This is a genomic window from Pseudomonas rhizoryzae (genome assembly GCF_005250615.1).
Lineage (GTDB): Bacteria > Pseudomonadota > Gammaproteobacteria > Pseudomonadales > Pseudomonadaceae > Chryseomonas > Chryseomonas rhizoryzae.
Window position 1 is genome coordinate 355872 of sequence record NZ_SULM01000001.1, and the last position, 20478, is coordinate 376349.

18 protein-coding genes are annotated in these 20478 nt (G+C 64.9%); 16 read left to right on the top strand and 2 right to left on the bottom strand.

Going from position 1 to position 20478, the window contains the following annotated elements:
• The first annotated feature begins 81 nt into the window (after nt 1–81).
• A complete protein-coding gene (gene scpB / locus FAZ11_RS01565; protein WP_058762538.1) occupies nt 82–825 on the top strand; it encodes an SMC-Scp complex subunit ScpB in 744 nt (247 codons plus the stop codon).
• A gap of 686 nt (nt 826–1511) precedes the next feature.
• Here scpB and gap read toward each other — a convergent pair.
• Nucleotides 1512–2516, bottom strand: a complete 1005-nt coding sequence (gene gap / locus FAZ11_RS01570; RefSeq protein ID WP_058789843.1) for a type I glyceraldehyde-3-phosphate dehydrogenase — start codon at nt 2514–2516, stop codon at nt 1512–1514.
• Nucleotides 2517–2650: 134 nt separating this feature from the next.
• Here gap and edd point away from each other — a divergent pair, with 134 nt between their 5' ends.
• The 12 genes from edd (at nt 2651) to FAZ11_RS01630 (ending at nt 16311) form a co-directional block, all read left to right on the top strand.
• Complete coding sequence (edd, locus tag FAZ11_RS01575) at nt 2651–4480, top strand: phosphogluconate dehydratase (protein ID WP_058789844.1); 1830 nt, start codon at nt 2651–2653, stop codon at nt 4478–4480.
• Complete coding sequence (locus tag FAZ11_RS01580) at nt 4477–5454, top strand: glucokinase (protein ID WP_058762541.1); 978 nt, start codon at nt 4477–4479, stop codon at nt 5452–5454. The genes edd and FAZ11_RS01580 overlap by 4 nt, the downstream gene beginning before the upstream one ends.
• A gap of 103 nt (nt 5455–5557) precedes the next feature.
• Entirely contained in the window at nt 5558–6298 is a 741-nt protein-coding gene (locus tag FAZ11_RS01585) for a response regulator (protein WP_058762542.1), read from the top strand.
• The gene (locus FAZ11_RS01590; RefSeq protein WP_058762543.1) at nt 6288–7736 is read left to right on the top strand and encodes an ATP-binding protein; all 1449 of its coding nucleotides are present in this window, start codon (nt 6288–6290) and stop codon (nt 7734–7736) included. The genes FAZ11_RS01585 and FAZ11_RS01590 overlap by 11 nt, the downstream gene beginning before the upstream one ends.
• Before the next feature lie 124 nt (nt 7737–7860).
• A complete protein-coding gene (locus tag FAZ11_RS01595; RefSeq protein ID WP_058783483.1) occupies nt 7861–9123 on the top strand; it encodes an ABC transporter substrate-binding protein in 1263 nt (420 codons plus the stop codon).
• A 179-nt stretch (nt 9124–9302) separates the two neighbouring features.
• Entirely contained in the window at nt 9303–10220 is a 918-nt protein-coding gene (locus FAZ11_RS01600; RefSeq protein ID WP_058783482.1) for a carbohydrate ABC transporter permease, read from the top strand.
• Nucleotides 10213–11043, top strand: coding sequence for a carbohydrate ABC transporter permease (locus tag FAZ11_RS01605; RefSeq protein WP_058762546.1), 831 nt, complete (start codon nt 10213–10215; stop codon nt 11041–11043). The genes FAZ11_RS01600 and FAZ11_RS01605 overlap by 8 nt, the downstream gene beginning before the upstream one ends.
• 11 nt (nt 11044–11054) lie before the next feature.
• The gene (locus FAZ11_RS01610; RefSeq protein ID WP_058762547.1) at nt 11055–12155 is read left to right on the top strand and encodes an ABC transporter ATP-binding protein; all 1101 of its coding nucleotides are present in this window, start codon (nt 11055–11057) and stop codon (nt 12153–12155) included.
• Between the two features lie 126 nt (nt 12156–12281).
• On the top strand, nt 12282–13187 hold the full coding sequence (locus FAZ11_RS01615) for a carbohydrate kinase family protein (protein ID WP_058772993.1): 906 nt from the start codon (nt 12282–12284) through the stop codon (nt 13185–13187).
• 40 nt (nt 13188–13227) lie between these two features.
• Nucleotides 13228–14439, top strand: coding sequence for an AGE family epimerase/isomerase (locus tag FAZ11_RS01620; RefSeq protein ID WP_058762549.1), 1212 nt, complete (start codon nt 13228–13230; stop codon nt 14437–14439).
• Between the two features lie 62 nt (nt 14440–14501).
• Complete coding sequence (locus FAZ11_RS01625; protein WP_058762550.1) at nt 14502–15902, top strand: carbohydrate porin; 1401 nt, start codon at nt 14502–14504, stop codon at nt 15900–15902.
• A gap of 172 nt (nt 15903–16074) precedes the next feature.
• Nucleotides 16075–16311 carry a DUF1289 domain-containing protein gene (locus FAZ11_RS01630; protein ID WP_058762551.1) on the top strand — a complete coding sequence of 79 codons (237 nt, stop codon included), beginning with the start codon at nt 16075–16077 and terminating at the stop codon, nt 16309–16311.
• Nucleotides 16312–16570: 259 nt separating this feature from the next.
• On the opposite strand, the gene FAZ11_RS01635 is transcribed toward FAZ11_RS01630, so the two are convergent.
• Nucleotides 16571–17446 carry a LysR family transcriptional regulator gene (locus tag FAZ11_RS01635; protein ID WP_058772992.1) on the bottom strand — a complete coding sequence of 292 codons (876 nt, stop codon included), beginning with the start codon at nt 17444–17446 and terminating at the stop codon, nt 16571–16573.
• 142 nt (nt 17447–17588) lie between these two features.
• On the opposite strand from FAZ11_RS01635, the gene leuC reads away from it, so the two are divergent.
• The 3 genes from leuC to FAZ11_RS01650 are packed head-to-tail and all read left to right on the top strand — an operon-like array spanning nt 17589 to nt 20478.
• The gene (gene leuC / locus FAZ11_RS01640) at nt 17589–19013 is read left to right on the top strand and encodes a 3-isopropylmalate dehydratase large subunit (protein ID WP_058767625.1); all 1425 of its coding nucleotides are present in this window, start codon (nt 17589–17591) and stop codon (nt 19011–19013) included.
• Between the two features lie 11 nt (nt 19014–19024).
• A complete protein-coding gene (gene leuD / locus FAZ11_RS01645; RefSeq protein ID WP_058772991.1) occupies nt 19025–19669 on the top strand; it encodes a 3-isopropylmalate dehydratase small subunit in 645 nt (214 codons plus the stop codon).
• A 44-nt stretch (nt 19670–19713) separates the two neighbouring features.
• Nucleotides 19714–20478: a class I SAM-dependent methyltransferase gene (locus tag FAZ11_RS01650; protein WP_058762555.1), complete on the top strand. Its 765-nt coding sequence runs from the start codon at nt 19714–19716 to the stop codon at nt 20476–20478.

The window sequence follows — 20478 nt, forward strand, 5'->3', positions numbered from 1 at the left end:
AGGTCAAAGACCCCACGGATCTGGCCAGTCCTGGCAGCTCCGATTTGGCGTCGCCCGCGCCCGGCCTTATCATCGCCGCCCATGAATTACACCGATCCCAAGCAACTGGCGCCGCTGCTGGAAGCCATCCTGCTCGCCGCTGGCCGTCCGCTCACCCTGGAGCGCCTGGCCGAACTCTTCGACGAGTACGAACGCCCCGAGCCCGCCCACTTGCGTGCGGGCCTCGCCGTGCTCGGCGGCTCCTGTCGCAAGCGCGGCTTCGAACTCAAGGAGGTGGCCTCCGGCTATCGCCTGCAGGTACGCGAAAAATATGCGCCCTGGGTCGGGCGGCTGTGGGAGGAACGGCCACCGCGCTATTCCCGCGCCATGCTGGAGACCCTGGCGCTGATCGCCTACCGCCAGCCCATCACCCGCGGCGAGATCGAGGAGGTGCGTGGCGTGGCGGTCAACAGCCAGATCGTCAAGACGCTGCTGGAGCGCGACTGGATCCGCGTGGTCGGCTATCGCGACGTCCCCGGTCGACCGGCCATGTTCGCCACCACCAAGACCTTCCTCGACTACTTCGACCTGCGCAGCCTCGACCAACTGCCGCCGCTGGCCGAGGTCCGCCAGTTGGAACCCGAGCCGGCCTCGGTGCTGGAGGACCCGGAACTGAGCCTGGCGGCCCTGGAAGTAGGAGGCGCGGAGGAAGAAGAGGGCACATTGGTGATCCCCGAGCGCACCAGCTTCCGCACCCTGCTCACCGAGCTGGACGCCATGGAGACCGGCCTCAAGACCGACTTCGACGACCTGCGCCAGGCGGTGGACGAGGAAGACGAGGTTTGAGCCTGGCCCGTTGGGCTTCGCTGCGCTCAACCCAACCTACAGGTCCGGCGCGGCCATGGTGGTCTGCGGAAGACGACCCCTCGCTCGAACAGCCCCCTCTCCCTCGGGGAGAGGGCTGGGGTAAGGGCGCGTTTCACGGTGAATGCCCAAGCGGAAAAGGCTGCGCCGTTTTCCACGCTACGGTGTTCCCCTGACCCCGGAAGACGATCCCTCGCTCGAACAGCCCCCTCTCCCTCGGGGAGAGGGCTGGGGTGAGGGCACGCTTCACGGTGAACGCCCGAGCGGAAAAGGCTGCGCCGTTTTCCACGCTACGGTGTTCCCCTGACCCCGGAAGACGACCCCTCGCTCGAATAGCCCCCTCTCCCTCGGGGAGAGGGCTGGGGTGAGGGCGCGATTCAGGGTGAATGCCAAGCGGAAAAGGCTGCGCCGTTTTCCACGCTACGGAGTTCCCCTGACCCCGGAAGACGATCCCTCGCTCGGATAGCCCCCTCTCCCTCGGGGAGAGGGCTGGGGTGAGGGCGCGTTTCACGGTGAATGCCCGAGCGGAAAAGGCTGCACCGTTTTCCACGCTACGGCTCGCTAACTCCCGCACTCCCGTAGGTTGGCGCTGAGCGCAGCGAAGCCCAACATTCCCGCCCAAAACGAAAAAAGCGCCCGAAGGCGCTTTTCTGCACGACCTAGGAACCTCAGGCCGGCGCGTTGACCAGCGCCTTGCAGGTGTCGAGCATCCGGTTGGAGAAACCCCACTCGTTGTCGTACCAGGCCATGATCTTCACCAGCTTGCCGCTCACCTTGGTGTGGTTGGCGTCGAAGATCGACGACAGGCGGTTGTGGTTGAAGTCGATGGAAACCAGCGGCTTGTCGTTGTAGCCCAGCACCGGCGAAGCTTCGGCGGCGGCCTTCATGAAGGCATTGATGGTCTTGGCGTCGGTTTCCTTGGCGGTCTGGATGGTCAGGTCCACCAGCGACACGTTGATGGTCGGGACGCGTACGGCCATGCCGCTGAACTTGCCTTGCAGCTCCGGCAGTACCAGGCCGACGGCTTCGGCGGCACCGGTCTTGGTCGGGATCATCGACTGGGTGGCCGAACGCGCGCGGAAGGGGTCGGAGTGGTAGACATCCGACAGGTTCTGGTCGTTGGTGTAGGCATGGATGGTGGTCATCAGACCATTCTCGATACCCAGCTCGCGCTGCAGCACCTGGGCGACCGGCGCCAGGCAGTTGGTGGTGCAAGAGGCGTTGGAGATGATCTGGTGCGACTGGCGCAGGATGCTGTCGTTGACGCCATAGACGATGGTGGCGTCCACGTCCTTGCCGGGCGCGGAGATGATCACCTTGGAGGCGCCGGCGCTCAGGTGGGCGGCGGCCTTGTCGCGGCTGGTGAAGAGGCCGGTGCACTCGAACACCACGTCGACCTTCAGGTCCTTCCAGGGCAGCTCGGCCGGATTGCGGATGGCGGTGACGGCGATGCGATCGCCATTGACCACCAGTTTGTCGCCCTCGACGGACACCTCGGCCGGGAAACGGTCATGGACGCTGTCATACTGTAGGAGATGGGCGTTGATGGCGGCGTCGCCGAGGTCGTTGATGGCCACGACCTCCAGGTCCTGCCGATACCCTTCGGTGTACAGCGCCCGCAATACATTGCGGCCGATGCGGCCAAAACCGTTGATGGCAATACGAATACTCATTGAGAGAAACCTCGCGATAGCTGGGTTTTGTTGTAAAAAACATTACACATGGCGCTTGCTGCCGTGAATAATAGCGCCAAATTCGGTGAATGTTTTAAATAACAACAAATTTAGCCTGGTGGAGAATCGAAACCATGCATCCTCGCGTCCTCGAAGTCACACAGCGGTTGGTGGAACGCAGTCGTCCGACCCGTGAGCGTTACCTTGCCATGATCCGGGCGGCTGCCAGCGACGGCCCGCAACGCGCCAAGCTGCAGTGCGCCAATTTCGCCCATGGCGTTGCTGGTTGTGGCTCGTCGACGGACAAGCAGCGTCTCCGTTTGATGGACCAGGCCAACGTCGCCATCGTTTCCAGCTACAACGACATGTTGTCGGCTCACCAGCCCTACGAACACTATCCCGAGATCATTAAGCAGGCCTTACGCGAGATCGGCTCCGTCGGTCAGTTCGCCGGTGGCGTACCCGCCATGTGCGACGGCGTGACCCAGGGCGAGGCCGGCATGGAACTGAGCCTGGCGAGCCGCGAGGTCATCGCCATGTCCACCGCCGTGGCCCTCTCGCACAACATGTTCGATGCCGCCCTGCTGCTCGGCATCTGCGACAAGATCATCCCCGGCCTGATGATCGGCGCGCTGCGCTTCGGTCACCTGCCGATGATCTTCGTTCCGGGCGGCCCCATGCTCTCGGGCATCTCCAACAAGGAAAAGGCCCGCGTCCGCCAGGCCTTCGCCGAGGGCAAGGCCACTCGCGAAGAGCTGCTGGAGTCGGAGATGAAGTCCTACCACAGCCCGGGCACCTGCACCTTCTATGGCACCGCCAACACCAACCAGGTGGTGATGGAAGTCATGGGCCTGCACCTGCCGGGTTCTTCCTTCGTCAATCCCTACACCCCGCTGCGTGACGAGCTCACCCGCGAAGCCGCGCGCCAGGTGACCCGCATCACCCAGCAGGGTGGCAACTTCATGCCGCTGGGCGAGATCGTCGACGAGAAGGCCATCGTCAACTCGGTGGTGGCCCTGAGCGCCACCGGCGGCTCGACCAACCACACCCTGCACATCCCGGCCATCGCCCAGGCCGCCGGCATCCAGCTGACCTGGGACGACATGGCCGAGATCTCGGCGGTGACCCCGACCCTGGCCCAGGTCTATCCCAACGGCAAGGCCGACGTGAACCACTTCCACGCCGCTGGCGGCGTCAACTTCATGATCCACACCCTGCTCGAAGCCGGGCTGCTGCATGAAGACGTCAACACCATCATGGGCCGTGGCCTGTCGCGCTACCTGCAGGAACCCTTCCTGGTGGACGGCAAGCTGGAATGGCGCACCGGGCGCGCCGAGAGTCTGGACGAAGATATCCTGCGTCCGGCCAGCCGGCCGTTCAACGAAGAGGGCGGCCTGCGCGTCATGCACGGCAACCTCGGCCGTGGCGTGATGAAGGTGTCGGCGGTGGCGCCCCAGCACCAGCTGGTGGAAGCGCCGGCGCGGGTCTTCCACGACCAGAGCGAGTTGGCGGAGGCTTTCAAGGCCGGCGAGCTGGAGCGCGATTTCGTGGCAGTGGTACGCTTCCAGGGGCCCAAGGCGCTGGGCATGCCGGAATTGCACAAGCTCACTCCTTACATGGGTGTGCTGCAGGATCGCGGTTTCAAGGTGGCGTTGGTCACCGACGGGCGCATGTCCGGCGCCTCGGGCAAGGTTCCGGCAGCTATCCATGTCTGCCCGGAAGCCATCGATGGCGGTCCGCTGGCCAAGGTCTGTGACGGCGATCTCATTCGGGTCGACGGCCGTACCGGCGAGCTGAAGATTCTGGTGCCGGCCGACGAATGGATGGCCCGGACGGCGGTCGAAGCGCCCCAGGGCACCGGGGTGGGTTGTGGTCGTGAGCTGTTCGCCTTCATGCGCGGCGCCATGAGCACGGCAGAATCGGGTGCCAGTGCATTTACTTCCAGCCTGGAGGCGCTGAAATGAGTTTGGCTTTGGTTGGCGACATCGGGGGCACCAATGCCCGCTTCGCTCTGTGGCGCGACGGTCGCCTGGAGGCCATCGAGGTCTTCGCCTGTGCGGATTACGCCTGTCCGGAAGACGCGGTGCGCAAGTACCTGGCGCAAACCGGGGTAGCCCTGGACGACATCACCGCCGTGTGCCTGGCCTGTGCCGGTCCGGTAGGCGAGGGCGACTTCCACTTCACCAACAACCACTGGGTGATCCGGCGTGAGCAATTCTGCCAGCAGTTGGGCCTGACCCATCTGCTGCTGATCAACGACTTCACCTCCATGGCCTGGGCCGTGGCCCGGCTGGATCCGGCGGATTGCGTCCAGGTGCGTGATGGCGTCGCGCTGCCGACCCGGACCCGCCTGGTGATAGGTCCCGGTACCGGTCTGGGCGTCGCGAGCCTGGTGCCGAGCGGCAAGGATCGCTGGATCGTGCTGCCCAGCGAGGGTGGTCACGTCGACCTGCCGATCAACACCCAGCGCGAATTCGATATCTGGAAGATCCTCAAGCGCCAGTTCGGCAACCACGTCTCCGCCGAGCGCGTGGTCTCCGGCAGCGGCCTGGTCAATCTCTATCACGCCAGCTGCGAACTGGACGGCCGCACCGCTGCCCTGCACAGCGCGGCGGACATCTGCGAGCTGGCGCTCAAGGGCGATCCCTACGCCGATGCGGTGCTGGAGCAATTCTTCATCTGGCTGGCACGGGTCGCCGGCAACGCCGCCCTGACCCTGGGCGCCCTGGGTGGCGTCTACATCGCCGGGGGCATCCTGCCGCGCTTCGTCGAGCGCTTCCAGAGCGGGGCTTTCGCCCATGCCTTCGCCGACAAGGGCAAGACCAGCAGCGCCTACCTGAAGGATATCCCGGCCTGGCTCGTCACCGCCGAGTATCCGGGCCTGTTCGGCGCCGGCGTCGCCCTGGATCAGACCATCGCCGAGGCGCGTCAACGCTGATCCCCACCGGGCCGGGCGACTACTCAAGGTCGCCCGGCCCCGGTATGCTGCCGGCACCACCGGTAGCTGGCCTCCGGCCAGAACAACAAGAGCGAAAATCGCCATGTCCACCCTGGGCAAATCCCTCCTGGTCGTCGACGACGACGAGGAAATCCGCGAACTTCTCGATACCTATCTCACCCGCGCCGGCTATCTGGTGCGCACCGTCGGCGATGGCCGTGAGTTGCGCCGCGCCCTGGGCGACTTCGTCCCCGACCTGCTGATCCTCGACGTCATGCTGCCTGGCGAAGACGGCTTCGCCCTCTGCCGCTGGACGCGTGAACAGTCCGCCTGTCGCCAGGTGCCCATCATCATGCTCACCGCCAGCTCCGACGAAGCCGACCGCGTGATCGGCCTGGAATTGGGCGCCGACGATTACCTGGGCAAGCCCTTCAGTCCGCGCGAATTGCTGGCCCGCATCAAGGCGCTGCTGCGCCGCGCCGGCTTCGGCGAGACGCGCCCGGCGGCCACCGGTCTGCTGACCTTCGACGACTGGCGCCTGGACCCGGTGAGCCATCGGCTGTTCCACCGCGACGGCGAGGAGGTCATCCTCTCGGGCGCGGACTTCACGCTGCTCAAGCTGTTCCTCGATCATCCCCAGCAGATTCTCGACCGCGACACCATCGCCAACGCCACCCGCGGGCGCGAGGTGCTGCCGCTGGAGCGCATCGTCGACATGGCGGTGAGTCGTCTGCGCCAGCGCCTGCGTGACACCGGCAAGTCGCCGCGGCTGATCCGCACCGTCCGGGGCTCCGGCTACCTGCTCGCCGCCGAGGTCAGCGGACTGGTCGCCGATGCGGTGTAGCGCGCCGCTCGCGCGGCTGGTGCCGCGCTCTCTGTTGGCACGGATGCTGTTGCTGACCTTGCTGGCGGTGCTCCTGGCCCAGGGCGCCTCGGCGCTGTTCTGGTCCGCCTCCCTGCGCAGCGACCGCAACCAGGGGCTGCAGACCGCCGCCCGCAGCCTGGGCTATTCCATCGCCGCCAGCGTGCGCTATTTCAGCCTGCTGCCGCCGGCCTATCGGCCGCTGGTGCTCGAGCAACTGCGCAACATGGGCGGCACGCGCTTCTTCGTCTCGCTCAACGAAAAGCCGCTGACCATGCAAGCGCTGCCCGCGACACCGGGGCGGCGCGCCGTGCTGCAGGAGGTCGAGACGGTGCTGCGCGAGCGCCTGGGCGCCACCATGCCGATGTACGTGGAGTTCATCGGCCCGCAACAGCTGCGCCTGTTCAACGGCGCCGTGGCACTCGACGAGTTGCCGCGCTCCTGGGCCCACTACGCCCTGAGTCTGGAGCCCCTGGAGCCGCCGGTACTGGTCACCCAGATCCGCATCGGCGAAGGGGAGTGGGTGTATCTGGCGACCCTGATGCCGGCGCCTTACTACAGCCTGGACGAATCCTGGTTGCCGTTGCAGCAGGTGCTGTTCATGGTCTTCAGCAGCGCCTTCCTGCTGCTGTTCATCGGTCTGCTGATCCGCTGGCAGAGTCGCCCGCTCAAGCGCCTGTCCCGCGCGGCGCGGGAGTTGTCGCTGGAGGTGCACACGCCACCGGTGCGCGAGGAGGGCGCCCAGGAAATCCGCGAGGTGACCCGTGCCTTCAACGCCATGCGCGAGCGCATCGCCCGTTACCTGGATGAGCGCGCCCAACTGTTCAGCGCCATCTCCCATGACCTGCGTACCCCCATCACCCGGCTGCGCCTGCGCGCCGAGCTGGTGGACGACGAGGTGATGCAGGCCAAGCTGGTGCGTGATCTCGACGAGCTGGATCTGCTGGTCAAGGGTGCCTTGCAGTGCGTCAAGGACACCGACATCCACGAGAATCTGGAGCCGGTCGATCTCCAGGCGCTGCTGGTGCAACTGGTGGAGCCCTTCACCCAGGAACAACCGCCGCGGGTGCGTCTTACCGGGGAAGCCCACGGCAGTCTGCTAGGCAAGCCACTGGCGCTCAGGCGCTGCATCGGCAATCTGGTGGACAACGCCCTCAAGTATGGCTATCGCGCCCACCTACAGGTGGAAGACGACGGCCAGACCTTCGTCCTGCACGTGGACGACGAAGGCCCCGGCGTGCCGGAGCAGGAGCTGGAGCAAGTCTTCCAGCCCCATGTGCGCCTGGCCACCGACCGCCAGGGTTACGGGCTGGGCTTGGGCATCGCCCGCAATCTGGCCCACGCCCATGGTGGCGAGGTAGAGCTGCGCAATCGCCGCGAGGGCGGTCTGAGGGTCACCCTGACCCTGCCGCGCGCCTAGATAGTAGTCCGACCTTAATGTCACCGGGTCGTGACAATTCTCTTTCCCTTCGTTACCCACGAGCGCAGTCGTCTGACTAGACTCGGCCCAGCTCCAATAAAAAAACAACAAGGAACGACCCCTCATGAATGCGTTGAATCGTCTCGCTCTCGCCGTTTCTCTCTCCTGCGCCGCCATCGCCGCTCCCCTGACCGCCCATGCCGGTGAGGTCGAGGTGTTGCACTGGTGGACCTCCGGTGGCGAGGCCCGCGCCGTCGATGTCCTCAAGCAGCTGATGCAGAAACAGGGCGACACCTGGAAGGACTTCGCCGTGGCCGGTGGCGCCGGCGAGGCCGCCATGACCGTGCTCAAGACCCGCGCCGTCTCCGGCAATCCGCCGTCCGCCGCCCAGCTCAAAGGCCCCGACATCCAGGAGTGGGCCAGCATGGGCTTCCTGGCCAACATCAGCGACATCGCCAAGCAGGGCAACTGGGACACCATCTTGCCCAAGCGCGTGGCCCAGACCATGCAGCACGACGGCGAATACGTCGCCGTACCGGCTGGCATCCACCGCATCAACTGGCTGTGGATCAACCCCGCCGTGTTCAAGAAGGCCGGTGCCAAGGTCCCCACCACCCTGGACGAATTCTTCGAGGCCGCCGACAAGCTCAAGGCCGCCGGCGTCGTGCCCCTGGCCCATGGTGGCCAGAACTGGCAAGACGGCACCATCTTCGAATCCCTGGTCATGGCCATCATGGGCCCGGAAGGCTACGACAAGGTCTTCGTGCAGACCGATGCCGACACCATCCGCAGCGACAAGATGGTCGAGGTGTTCAAGACCTTCAAGCGCATCAAGGGTTACGTCGATCCCAACGCCGCCGGCCGCGACTGGAACCTGGCCACCGCCATGGTCATCGAGGGCAAGGCGGGCATGCAGATCATGGGCGACTGGGCCAAGGCCGAATTCGCCGCCGCCGGCAAGAAGCCGGGCGTCGACTACGAATGCGTGGTGATGCCGGGTACCCAGGGCGACTTCATCTACAACATCGACTCCCTGGCCATGTTCAAGATCAAGAACAAGGACAACCAGAAGGCGCAGGACGACCTGGTGCGCACCGTCATCGACAAGCCCTTCCAGGAGGTATTCAACCTCAACAAGGGCTCCATCCCGGTGCGTAACGACATCGACCTCGCCAAGTTCGATAGCTGCGCCCAGCAGTCCGCCAAGGACTTCCAGACCGCCAACGCCGACGGCAAGGCCGAGCCGAGCATGGCGCACAGCATGGCGAACACCAGCTACGTGCAGGGTGCGATCTTCGATGTGGTGACCAACTTCTTCAACGACGCCAACGCCGATCCGAAGAAGGCCACCGAGCAATTGGTCGCCGCGATCCAGGCCGCCAAGTAAGGCCGTTTGCGGCCAGACCTTAGGTTGGGTTGAGACGGCTCCATCGTCGAAGCCCAACATTGTCGGGCTCCGAGGCAAGGTTGGGCTTCGCTGCGCGCAACCCAACCTACGACGGCCCGCCATCGCCGCGATCGACCTGATACCTGGCCTCTAGATAATACCACCCCTGGGAGTGCCTCATGGCCCTTACCGAAACCCTACCCACCGTAGCCGTCAGTCGCCGCCCGGACCGGCTGCAGCGCCTGCTGCCCAAGCTGGTGCTGGCGCCCACGGCCATTGCCATGGTCGTCTGCCTCTATGGCTACATGCTGTGGACGGCGGTGATCTCCTTCACCAACTCGCGCTTCCTGCCCAGCTACAACTTCGCCGGCTTCGCCCAGTACGCGCGGCTCATGGAAAACGATCGCTGGCTGGTGGCTTGCAAGAACCTGGCGATCTTCGGCGGCCTGTTCATCCTGCTGAGTCTGGCCATCGGCGTCTTCTTCGCCATCCTGCTGGACCAGCGCATCCGTCGTGAAGGCTTCATCCGCACCATCTATCTCTATCCCATGGCGCTGTCGATGATCGTCACCGGCACCGCCTGGAAGTGGCTGCTCAACCCCGGCATGGGCCTGGACAAGCTCTTGCGCGACTGGGGCTGGGAAGGCTTTCGCTTCGACTGGCTGGTGGACCCCGATCGGGTCATCTACTGCCTGCTGATCGCCGCCCTCTGGCAGGCCTCGGGCTTCGTCATGGCCATGTTCCTCGCCGGGCTGCGTGGCGTGGATTCCTCCATCCTCAGAGCCGCCCAGGTCGACGGGGCAGGGCTGCCGACCATCTACCTGCGCATCGTCCTGCCCAGCCTGCGACCGGTGTTCTTCAGCGCCGTGATGATCCTCGCCCACATCGCCATCAAGAGCTTCGATCTGGTCATGGCCATGACCGCGGGCGGCCCTGGCTACGCCTCGGACCTGCCGGCGGTGTTCATGTACCAGCACACCTTCACCCGCGGCCAGATGGGCCTCGGTTCGGCCAGCGCGGTGCTGATGCTCGGCGCGGTGCTGGCGGTGCTGGTGCCCTATCTCTACTCGGAACTGCGGAGCAAGCGAAATGGCTAAGGCTCTGAACGTCAATCGCGTGGCCATCCACGCCACCCTGATCGTCGCCTGCGCGGTCTATCTGGTGCCGCTGCTGGTGATGTTGCTGACCAGCTTCAAGACCCCGGACGATGTCCGCACCGGCAACCTGCTGAGCCTACCGCTGGACTGGACGGTGATCGGCTGGCTCAAGGCCTGGGACGTGGTGCACAGCTACTTCTGGAACTCCTTCATGATCACCGTGCCCGCGGTGCTCATCTCCACCTTCATCGGCGCGCTCAACGGCTACGCCCTGTCGAAGTGGCAGTTCCGCGGCTCGAATCTGCTGTTCAGTCTGCTGCTGTTCGGCTGCTTCATTCCCTTTCAGGTGATCCTGCTGCCGATGTCCTTCACCCTCGGCCAACTGGGCCTGGCCAACACCACCGCCGGCCTGGTGCTGGTCCACGTGATCTACGGCCTGGCCTTCACCACGCTGTTCTTCCGCAACTACTACGTCGGCATTCCCGACGCCCTGATCAAGGCAGCGCGGCTGGACGGTGCGGGCTTCTTCACCATCTTCTTCAAGATCCTGCTGCCGCTGTCCACGCCCATCGTCATGGTCAGCCTGATCTGGCAATTCACCCAGGTCTGGAACGACTTCCTGTTCGGCGTGGTGTTCGCCAGCGGTTCGTCGCAGCCCATCACCGTAGCCCTGAACAACCTGGTCAACACCAGCACCGGCGCCAAGGAATACAACGTCGACATGGCTGCCGCCATGATCGCCGCGCTGCCGACCCTGCTGGTCTACATCTTCGCGGGTAAATATTTCGTCCGGGGTCTGACCTCGGGCGTGGTCAAAGGATAAGGACGGCCACCATGGCAGCTCTCGAACTCAAAAGCGTACGCAAGACCTACGGCAACGCCGCCCAGGAAGCCCTCAAGGGCATCGACATCCGCATCGACGCCGGCCAGTTCCTCATCCTGGTCGGACCCTCCGGCTGCGGCAAATCCACCCTGATGAACGCCATCGCCGGCCTCGAAGACATCAGCAGCGGCGCCATCTGCCTGGATGGCGAGGATGTCACCCAGGTCGAGCCCAAGGACAGAGACATCGCCATGGTGTTCCAGTCCTATGCCCTGTATCCGACCATGACCGTGCGCGAGAACATCGCCTTCGGCCTGAAGATCCGCAAGACGCCCAAGGAGCAGATCGACGCCGAGGTGGCGCGGGTCAGCAAGCTCCTGCAGATCGAGCACCTGCTCGAGCGCAAGCCGGCGCAACTCTCCGGCGGTCAGCAGCAGCGCGTCGCCATGGGTCGCGCCCTGGCTCGCCGGCCCAAGCTCTATCTGTTCGACGAGCCGCTCTCCAACCTCGACGCCAAGCTGCGGGTGGAGATGCGCACCGAGATCAAACTGATGCACCAGCGGCTGCAGACCACCACCGTCTACGTCACCCATGACCAGATCGAAGCCATGACCCTGGGCGACCGGGTGGCGGTGATGAAGGACGGCGAGGTGCAGCAATTCGGCACCCCCGAGGAGATCTACAACGACCCCGCCAATCTCTTCGTCGCCAGCTTCATCGGCTCGCCGCCGATGAACTTCGTGCCGGTGCGCCTGGAGGCCCAGGCGGGCAGGGTGGTGGCCCGCGTCACCGGCGATACCGGTGAAAGTGTGGTGGAGTTGTCTGATCTCGATCCGGCATTGGCGGGCAGAGAGGCTATCCTTGGGGTGCGCCCGGAGCAGATCCAGTCCGCGCATCCGGCTGATAGCGCCGTACCCGGCATCCTGACGCGGGTCCAGGTGGTGGAGCCGACCGGTCCGGACACTCTGCTATATGCCGAGTGGAACGGTACCAAGGTCTGCTGTCGGGTCGCCCCGGGCGAGGCTCCGCGTGCCGGCGATCAGGTGCTCTGGCGCATCGATCCGCGACGGGCGGTATTGTTCGACCCGGCGAGTGGTCGACGACTTTCTTGAGCGTGGCTCATGGCTGAAACGTTACAGCAATGGTAAGGTCCGCCCGCCGCCGCGCCTGACGTCGGGTCGCGGCCCTACCAGAGACCAGGGTAGTCCTTGGTCGCCGTGACAGACAGGAGAACAAGAATGGCACTACCCCGCGTCGTGGTCTTTGGCGAAGCCCTTACCGACATCGTCCAGGGTAATCCTGGCGAATGGCGGGGTTATCCGGGTGGTGCCCCCTGGAACGTGGCCCGTGGCCTGGCCCGGCTGGGGGTGGAAAGTGCCTTCGGCGGCGCCATCAGTCAGGACAGCCTGGGCGATGAGATCGCCTGGCAATCGGAAACCGCCGGCCTCGATACCCGCTTCCTGCAACGGGTCAATGCCGATCCGCTAGTGGCCATCGTGCCGTCGAGCCGTCCTCCGCGCTATTTCTTCGCCGGTGAAGCCGACCTCCAGTTCGATCCCGCGCTGCTGCCCGCGGGCTGGCTGGACACCGCCGAGGTCTGCCATTTCAGCTGCATCAGCCTGGCCCGCCACCCGCTGGCCGACACCCTGCTCGACCTGGCGCGCCAGGCCAAGGCCGCCGGCAAGCGCCTGAGCTACGACCCCAACTGGCGCAACCTGATGGACGAGCGCTACCGCCAGCAGACCTTCCCCGAGCTGGTGCGCCTGGCTGACGACATCAAGCTGTCCGATGAAGACATCCGCCAGATCTATCCCGGCCTGGACGAGCGCGCCGCGCTGGACGAACTGCGCGCCCTCAATCCCCAGGCGCGCATCCTCTTCACCCGTGGCGAACACGGCCTGGTGCTCTACACGCCGGACGGCGAATGGCAGCAGCCTGCCATCGCCGTGGACGTCGTCGACACCGTGGGTGCAGGCGACGCCAGCATGGCCGGCTGGCTGGCCTCCGGCCTGCTGGGTCTGACCGATCCCCAGCAGCGCCTCAGGTTCGCCGCTGCCAGTGCGTCGGTTTCCTGCCGTCATGCCGGCGCCTATGCGCCGACCCGTGCCGATGTCGAAGCCCTGCTGCAGGTGAGCCCGCACTGAACCGTTTTCCCACAACAACAATAGCCGCCAAGGAAACCCGATGGACTTCCCCGATTTTCGTCGTCGCGACACCCTGCTGGAGCACGTCCGCCAGACGCTGGCGTTCTATCATCCCCGCTGTGTCGATCCGCAAGGCGGCTTCTATCACTTCTTCAAGGACGACGGCACGATCTACGATCACCAGACCCGTCACCTGGTCTCCAGCACCCGCTTCGTCTTCGATTTCGCCATGGCCTACCGACACTACGGCGATCCGGCCTTTCTGGACGCGACCCGGCACGGCCTGAGATACCTGCGCGAGCGTCATCGCCAGGCCAACGGCGGCTATGCCTGGTTGCTCGAGGGCGACACCGTGGTGGATGGCACCAACCATTGCTACGGCCTGGCCTTCGTGGTGTTGGCCTATGCCCATGGCCTGCAGGCGGGTATCGAAGAGGCCCGCGGCTGGCTCAGCGAAGCCTGGGAATCCCTGGAAACCCATTTCTGGCGCGAGGCCGACGGGCTCTATGTCGACGAGATCAGCGCCGACTGGCAGACCGTCTCGCCGTACCGCGGCCAGAACGCCAACATGCACGCCTGTGAAGCCCTGCTGGCCGCCTTCGAAGCCAGCGGCGAAGTGCGCTACCTGGATCGCGCCGAGACCCTGGCGCGCAACATGACCCAGCGCCAGGCCGCGCTGACCCAGGGGCAGGGTGGGGCGGCCGATCAGGTCCCCGGCGGCCTGATCTGGGAGCACTACCACAGCGACTGGTCCATCGACTGGGACTACAACCGCGACGATCCGGCCAATCTGTTCCGCCCCTGGGGCTTCCAGCCGGGGCACCAGATCGAATGGGCCAAGCTGTTGCTGATCCTCGAACGCCATCGCCCGCTGCCCTGGCTGCTGCCGCGGGCTCAGGCGCTGTTCGACATCTCCTGGCGCCTGAGCTGGGACGCCGAGCATGGCGGCCTCTTCTACGGCTTCGCCCCGGACGGCTCGCCCTGCGATCCGGACAAGTACTTCTGGGTCCAGGCCGAGGCCCTGGCCGCCGCGGCGCTGCTGGCCGAGCGCAGTGGCGAAGCGCGCTATTGGGAACACTATGAGGCGCTCTGGCGCTACAGCTGGACGCATTTCATCGATCACGAGCACGGCGCGTGGTGGCGCCTGCTCGACCGTCGGAACCACAAGTACTCCGACGACAAGAGTCCGGCCGGCAAGGTCGACTACCACACCATGGGTGCCTGTTACGAAGTCCTCAACGTCCTGCCGTAAGTATTAGAGACGCGGGTTTCGGGCCCTGGGTGTCATCACTTCTATAAAAAGGGATCTCAGTAATGAACAGTCAGAAGCTCAAGAATCGTCGGGGTAACGCACTGCCCCTGGTCTCGCTGCTCGCCCTGGCGGTCGCCGCCGGTGCTCAGGCGGCACCCCAGGCCAACCCGGGTGGCAACTTCAGTGGGGTGAACAACACCGAGGCCGCCTTCCAACCGCTGGGCAACACCATGACCGGCGACTGGGGTGGCGTGCGCAAGGACCTGCGCGACAAGGGCTGGGACATCAAGCTCGAATACGTGGGCGAGGGCGCCACCAACCTGCGCGGCGGCTACGACGATGATCGCACCGGCCGCTGGAGCTCCCAGTACATGTTCGGCCTGTGGGGCGACATGAACAAGATCGCCGGTTGGGAGAACTCGGTGTTCAAGGTCGCCATTACTTCCCGTGACGGCCGCAACCTGACCGACGACCGCATCACCGATCCGCGCGTCGGCGGCTACTCCTCGGTGCAGGAAGTCTACGGCCGTGGCCAGACCTGGCGTCTGACCCAGCTGTGGCTGTCCAAGGGCTTCTTCGACGGTCGTCTGGACATCAAGGCCGGTCGCTTCGGCGAAGGCGAGGACTTCAACTCCTTCGAGTGTGATTTCCAGAACCTGGCGTTCTGTGGCTCCCAGGTCGGCAACTGGGAAGGCGTCTGGTACAACTGGCCGGTCAGCCAGTGGGCCCTGCGCGTGAAGTACAGCCTGACCCCCGAGTTGTTCGTGCAGGTCGGCGCCTACGAGCAGAACCCGTCGCTGCTGGAAACCGGCAACGGCTTCAAGCTCAACGGCAGCGGCACCAAGGGTGCGGTCCTGCCGGTGGAAATGGTCTGGTCGCCCAAGGTCAACGGCCTGCCGGGCGAATACCGCGTTGGCTACTACTACAGCACCGCCAAGGCCAACGACGTCTACGAAGACGTCAACGGCAATTCCGCGGCCCTCACCGGGCTGGATTACAAGGAGCATTCCAGCAAGCACGGCTACTGGGTCGTGGCCCGTCAGCAGATCACCGCGCACAACGATGACCCGAGTCGCGGCCTGTCGGTCTTCGCCAACTTCACCGCCCATGCCAAGGACGTCAACAAGGTCAGCAACTACGTCCAGGCCGGCCTGGTGTACAAGGGCCCCTTCGACGGTCGTCCCAAGGATGACATCGGCTTCGGCGTCGCGCGCATCAGCACCAACAGCGACTTCCGCGACAACCAGCGCGCCCTCAACCAGGCCGCCGGTGCGACGGATTACGACGATCCGGCCTACACTCCGCTGCAGCACAACGAGTATGACGCCGAGATCTATTACGGCGTCCACGTCACCAACTGGCTGACGCTGCGTCCGAACCTCCAGTACATCAAGAATCCGGGTGGTGTACGTGAGGTCGACAATGCCGTGGTAGGAGGCCTGAAGGTTCAAGCGGTCTTCTAAGACTCGCCTGAAACTGCCTGCGCGGCGGCGATGCTGCGTTGAAAACCGGTTCGGAATGCTCATTTACGCTTTGTAAACTGCGCTTCCTCACCGGTTTTCGCCTGACCTCACCGTCGCTCGGCGAGTTTCAGTCGGTCTTATCAATCACCCCCATAGCCCGCCCTCCAGCCGGATGGCGCTGGCCAAGGCCCTGCAGTGGTTATACTGCAGGGCCTTTTTCATTTCCGAGGTTGCCGTGGGTAAGGTCGAAAGTCCCTGCATCAGCCAGTGCAAGATCAAAGACGACGTCTGCCAGGGATGTGGCCGCAAACGCGCCGAGATCAAAGGATGGAAGGAACTGAAGGACCGCGAGCGCAAGGAAGTGATCGATAAATCCAGGAAGCGCCTGAAGAAGCTCAAGAAGGGCTGAGTCGATTCCGCCATCACCGTAGGTTGGGTTGAGCGCAGCGAAGCCCAACAATGCCGAGCCACCCCCAACTGTTGGGCTTCGACGATAAAGCCGTCTCAACCCAACCTATGTCTGAGGGAGCCCACCGCCTGCTCGCCCAGCCCCCTCTCCCTGCGGGAGAGGGTTGGGGTGAGGGCGCTCCACACCACCGAACACCCTGGTGGAAGAGGCTGCGCCGTTTTCCACGCTACGGTTAACCGGGGCCAGCGAACGGCTCTCGCTACTCCCGCTCCACCTCATCCAATAATCCCATGAACGCCTGGGCCGCATTCGAATGGGTGCGCTCGGTATGCAGGATGTACCCCAGCCGACGCTCCAACTGAATCCCCGGCAACGGCAGGCGGCGCACCTGGTCATCCAGCAGGGTACGCGGCAGCACACTCCAGGCCAGGCCGATGGATACCAGCATCTTGATGGTCTCCAGATAATTGGTGCTCATGGCGATATTGGGTGTCAGCCCCTGGGCATCGAACAGCCCATGCACGATCAGCCGGGTAAAGGTATTGCCGCCGGGAAACACCGCCGGATGCCGCGCCACATCGGCCAGAGTGACCCGCTCCTGGTTCGCCAGCGCATGCTCCGGGGCCGCCACGAAATCCAGCGGATCGCTCCACACCGGCACCGCGCGGATGGGCGCCGCGGTCTGGGGCGCCAGGGTGATGATCGCCAGCTCCACCCGGCCATGCAGGATCTCGTCGTAGGCGGCTTCCGAATCGAGAAAGCGGATGTCCAGCGCCACCTCCGGATATTCCCGGGTGAAGCGCCGCAGGATAGGCGGTAGCCGGTGCAGGCCGATATGGTGACTGGTCGCCAACGTCAGGCGTCCGCCGATGGCACCATTGAGATTGGTGAGCGCGCGTTTGGTGTCATCGATCACCCCTAGGATCTGATAGGCCCGGGGGAGCAGGGCACGGCCGGCCTCGGTGAGGCTGACCTCGCGGCCGATGCGATCGAACAGGCGCAGGTCGAGTTGCTGCTCCAGGGCGGCGATGCGCTTGCTCACCGCCGGCTGGGTCAGGTGCAGGCGCTCGCCGGCGTCGGAGAAGCCGCCTGTCTCGGCCACGGCGACGAAGGCATTCAGATTGGCGAGATCCACGACTTCGAATTCCTGTTGGTTATGCGCTTCATGAAAAAGATGAATTTGTTTCATGCGAGCCTAGCGCGGTATCTTTGACCCCACAAGCACCAAGGGCATGCCAAAGGCCCGTGCCGCTCCACGCCTGATGAGGAATCGATCCATGGCTGGCAAGACGCTCTACGACAAACTCTGGGATATGCACCTGGTCAAGCAGCGCGACGACGGTTCCGCGCTGCTCTACATCGACCGCCACATCATCCACGAAGTGACCTCGCCCCAGGCCTTCGAAGGCCTGCGTCTGGCCGGTCGCAAGCCCTGGCGCCTGGATGCCAACCTCGCGACCCCCGACCACAACGTGCCCACCACCCCGGATCGCAAGGAAGGCCTCGAGTCCATCAAGGACGAGACCTCGCGCATCCAGGTCCGCACCCTGGACGAGAACTGCGACGACTTCGGCATCACCCAGTTCAAGATGAACGACGTGCGCCAGGGCATCGTCCACGTGATCGGCCCGGAGCAGGGCGCCGTGCTGCCTGGCATGACCGTGGTCTGCGGTGATTCCCACACCTCCACCAATGGCGCCTTCGCCGCCCTGGCCCATGGCATCGGTACCTCCGAGGTCGAGCACGTGCTCGCCACCCAGTGCCTGGTGGCCAAGAAGATGAAGAACATGCTGGTGAAGGTGGAGGGCGAGCTGCCCTTCGGTGTCACCGCCAAGGACATCGTCCTCGCCGTCATCGGCAAGATCGGTACCGCCGGTGGTAATGGCCATGCCATCGAGTTCGCCGGCAGCGCCATCCGTGGCCTGTCCATGGAAGGCCGCATGACCATCTGCAACATGTCCATCGAGGCCGGTGCCCGGGTGGGCATGGTCGCCGTAGACCAGACCACCATCGACTACGTCGAGGGTCGTCCCTTCGCGCCCACCGGGGCCGTCTGGGAAGCCGCCGTGGCTCAGTGGCGGGGCCTGGTGTCCGATGCCGATGCCCACTTCGACACCGTGGTCGAACTCGACGCCGCCCAGCTCAAGCCGCAGGTCAGCTGGGGCACCTCGCCCGAGATGGTCCTGGCCGTCGACCAGCAGGTGCCGGACCCGGCTCGCGAAACCGATCCAGTCAAGCGGGGTTCCATCGAGCGCGCCCTGAAATACATGGGCCTCAAGGCCAACCAGCCGATCACCGACATCGTGCTGGACCGCGTCTTCATCGGCTCCTGCACCAACTCCCGCATCGAGGATCTGCGCGCCGCCGCCGCCGTGGCCAAGGGCCGCAAGGTCGCCGCCACCCTCAAGCAGGCGCTGGTGGTGCCGGGCTCCGGCCTGGTCAAGGCCCAGGCCGAGCGGGAAGGCTTGGACAAGGTCTTCATCGAGGCGGGCTTCGAGTGGCGCGAGCCGGGCTGCTCCATGTGCCTGGCGATGAACGCCGACCGCCTGGAAAGCGGCGAGCATTGCGCCTCCACTTCCAACCGTAACTTCGAAGGCCGTCAGGGCGCCGGTGGCCGTACCCACCTGGTGAGCCCGGCCATGGCCGCCGCTGCCGCCATCGCCGGTCGTTTCGTCGACGTCCGCGACTTCGCCACCGCCTGAGGAGCCTGACCATGCAAGCCTTTACCCAACACAGCGGTTTGGTCGCCCCCCTGGATCGCGCTAACGTCGACACCGACCAGATCATTCCCAAGCAATTCCTCAAGTCGATCAAGCGCACCGGCTTCGGCCCCAACCTGTTCGACGAATGGCGTTACCTGGATGTCGGCCAGCCCGGCCAGGACAACAGCAAGCGGCCGCTGAACCCCGAGTTCGTGCTCAACCAACCGCGCTACCAGGGCGCCAGCATCCTGCTGGCCCGGGAGAACTTCGGCTGCGGCTCCAGTCGCGAGCACGCGCCCTGGGCCCTGGACGGCTATGGCTTCCGCTCGGTGATCGCCCCCAGCTTCGCCGACATCTTCTTCAACAACAGCTTCAAGAACGGCCTGCTGCCGATCATCCTCAACGATGCCGACGTCGACGAGCTGTTCCGTCAGGTCGAGGCCACCGAGGGCTACCAGTTGGTAGTCGATCTGGAGAGCCAGACCGTGCGCCGTCCCGACGGTGTCGCGCTGCCCTTCGAGATCGATGCCTTCCGCAAGCACTGCCTGCTCAACGGCCTGGACGACATCGGCCTGACCCTGCAGGATGCCGACGCCATCGCGAGCTTTGAAAACCGCTATCGCCAGAGCAGTCCCTGGATGTTCCCCAACGCTTGAACCCAGCCGCCGATCCAGCGATCGGCGTTCTCCCCGGAGGCTCCATGAGCGGTGAACACGAGCAACACGTACAGCAGCAATTCGGCGCTACCGCCGAGGCCTATCTGACCAGTGCCGTCCATGCCCAGGGGGCCGAACTCCTCGAACTGCGTGACGCGGTCGCCCGGCGCGAGAACGCCAAGGTGCTGGACCTCGGCTGCGGTGGCGGTCACGTCAGCTACAACGTGGCGCCGGTAGCGGGGCAGGTGGTCGCCCTGGACCTGGCCGAAGAGATGCTCTCGGTGGTCAAGCGCAGCGCCGCCGAGCAGGGCCTGGATAACATCAGCGTCCAGCCCGGCATGGCCGAGCACCTGCCGTTCGGCGATGCCAGCTTCGATTTCGTCTTCAGCCGGTATTCCGCCCACCACTGGCGCGACATCGGCGCCGCGCTGCGGGAAGTGCGTCGGGTACTGCGGCCTGGCGGTGAGATGGCCATCATCGACGTGGTCTCGCCGGCCAACCCGCGCCTGGATACCTACCTGCAGACGGTGGAGATCCTGCGCGACATCAGCCACGTGCGGAACTACTCCCTGGCTGAGTGGCATCGGCTGCTGGATACTGCGCGCCTCGGCGTGACCCGCTGCGTACGCCAGCGGCTGCATCTGAATTTCGCCAGCTGGACCGAGCGCATGCGCACGCCCGAGCCCCAGTGCCAGGCCATTCGCAGCCTGCAGAAGAAGATCGGCCAGGAAGTGCGCCAGTATTTCGAAATCGACCACGACGGCTCCTTCACCGTCGACGTCATGGTTCTCTGGGCCCAGCCCATCTGA

Coding starts and splice junctions, on each gene's coding strand:
- scpB (WP_058762538.1), top strand. CDS start 82: ATGAATTACACCGATCCCAAGCAACTGGCGCCGCTGCTGGAAGCCATC.
- gap (WP_058789843.1), bottom strand. CDS start 2,516: ATGAGTATTCGTATTGCCATCAACGGTTTTGGCCGCATCGGCCGCAAT.
- edd (WP_058789844.1), top strand. CDS start 2,651: ATGCATCCTCGCGTCCTCGAAGTCACACAGCGGTTGGTGGAACGCAGT.
- FAZ11_RS01580 (WP_058762541.1), top strand. CDS start 4,477: ATGAGTTTGGCTTTGGTTGGCGACATCGGGGGCACCAATGCCCGCTTC.
- FAZ11_RS01585 (WP_058762542.1), top strand. CDS start 5,558: ATGTCCACCCTGGGCAAATCCCTCCTGGTCGTCGACGACGACGAGGAA.
- FAZ11_RS01590 (WP_058762543.1), top strand. CDS start 6,288: ATGCGGTGTAGCGCGCCGCTCGCGCGGCTGGTGCCGCGCTCTCTGTTG.
- FAZ11_RS01595 (WP_058783483.1), top strand. CDS start 7,861: ATGAATGCGTTGAATCGTCTCGCTCTCGCCGTTTCTCTCTCCTGCGCC.
- FAZ11_RS01600 (WP_058783482.1), top strand. CDS start 9,303: ATGGCCCTTACCGAAACCCTACCCACCGTAGCCGTCAGTCGCCGCCCG.
- FAZ11_RS01605 (WP_058762546.1), top strand. CDS start 10,213: ATGGCTAAGGCTCTGAACGTCAATCGCGTGGCCATCCACGCCACCCTG.
- FAZ11_RS01610 (WP_058762547.1), top strand. CDS start 11,055: ATGGCAGCTCTCGAACTCAAAAGCGTACGCAAGACCTACGGCAACGCC.
- FAZ11_RS01615 (WP_058772993.1), top strand. CDS start 12,282: ATGGCACTACCCCGCGTCGTGGTCTTTGGCGAAGCCCTTACCGACATC.
- FAZ11_RS01620 (WP_058762549.1), top strand. CDS start 13,228: ATGGACTTCCCCGATTTTCGTCGTCGCGACACCCTGCTGGAGCACGTC.
- FAZ11_RS01625 (WP_058762550.1), top strand. CDS start 14,502: ATGAACAGTCAGAAGCTCAAGAATCGTCGGGGTAACGCACTGCCCCTG.
- FAZ11_RS01630 (WP_058762551.1), top strand. CDS start 16,075: ATGGCGCTGGCCAAGGCCCTGCAGTGGTTATACTGCAGGGCCTTTTTC.
- leuC (WP_058767625.1), top strand. CDS start 17,589: ATGGCTGGCAAGACGCTCTACGACAAACTCTGGGATATGCACCTGGTC.
- leuD (WP_058772991.1), top strand. CDS start 19,025: ATGCAAGCCTTTACCCAACACAGCGGTTTGGTCGCCCCCCTGGATCGC.
- FAZ11_RS01650 (WP_058762555.1), top strand. CDS start 19,714: ATGAGCGGTGAACACGAGCAACACGTACAGCAGCAATTCGGCGCTACC.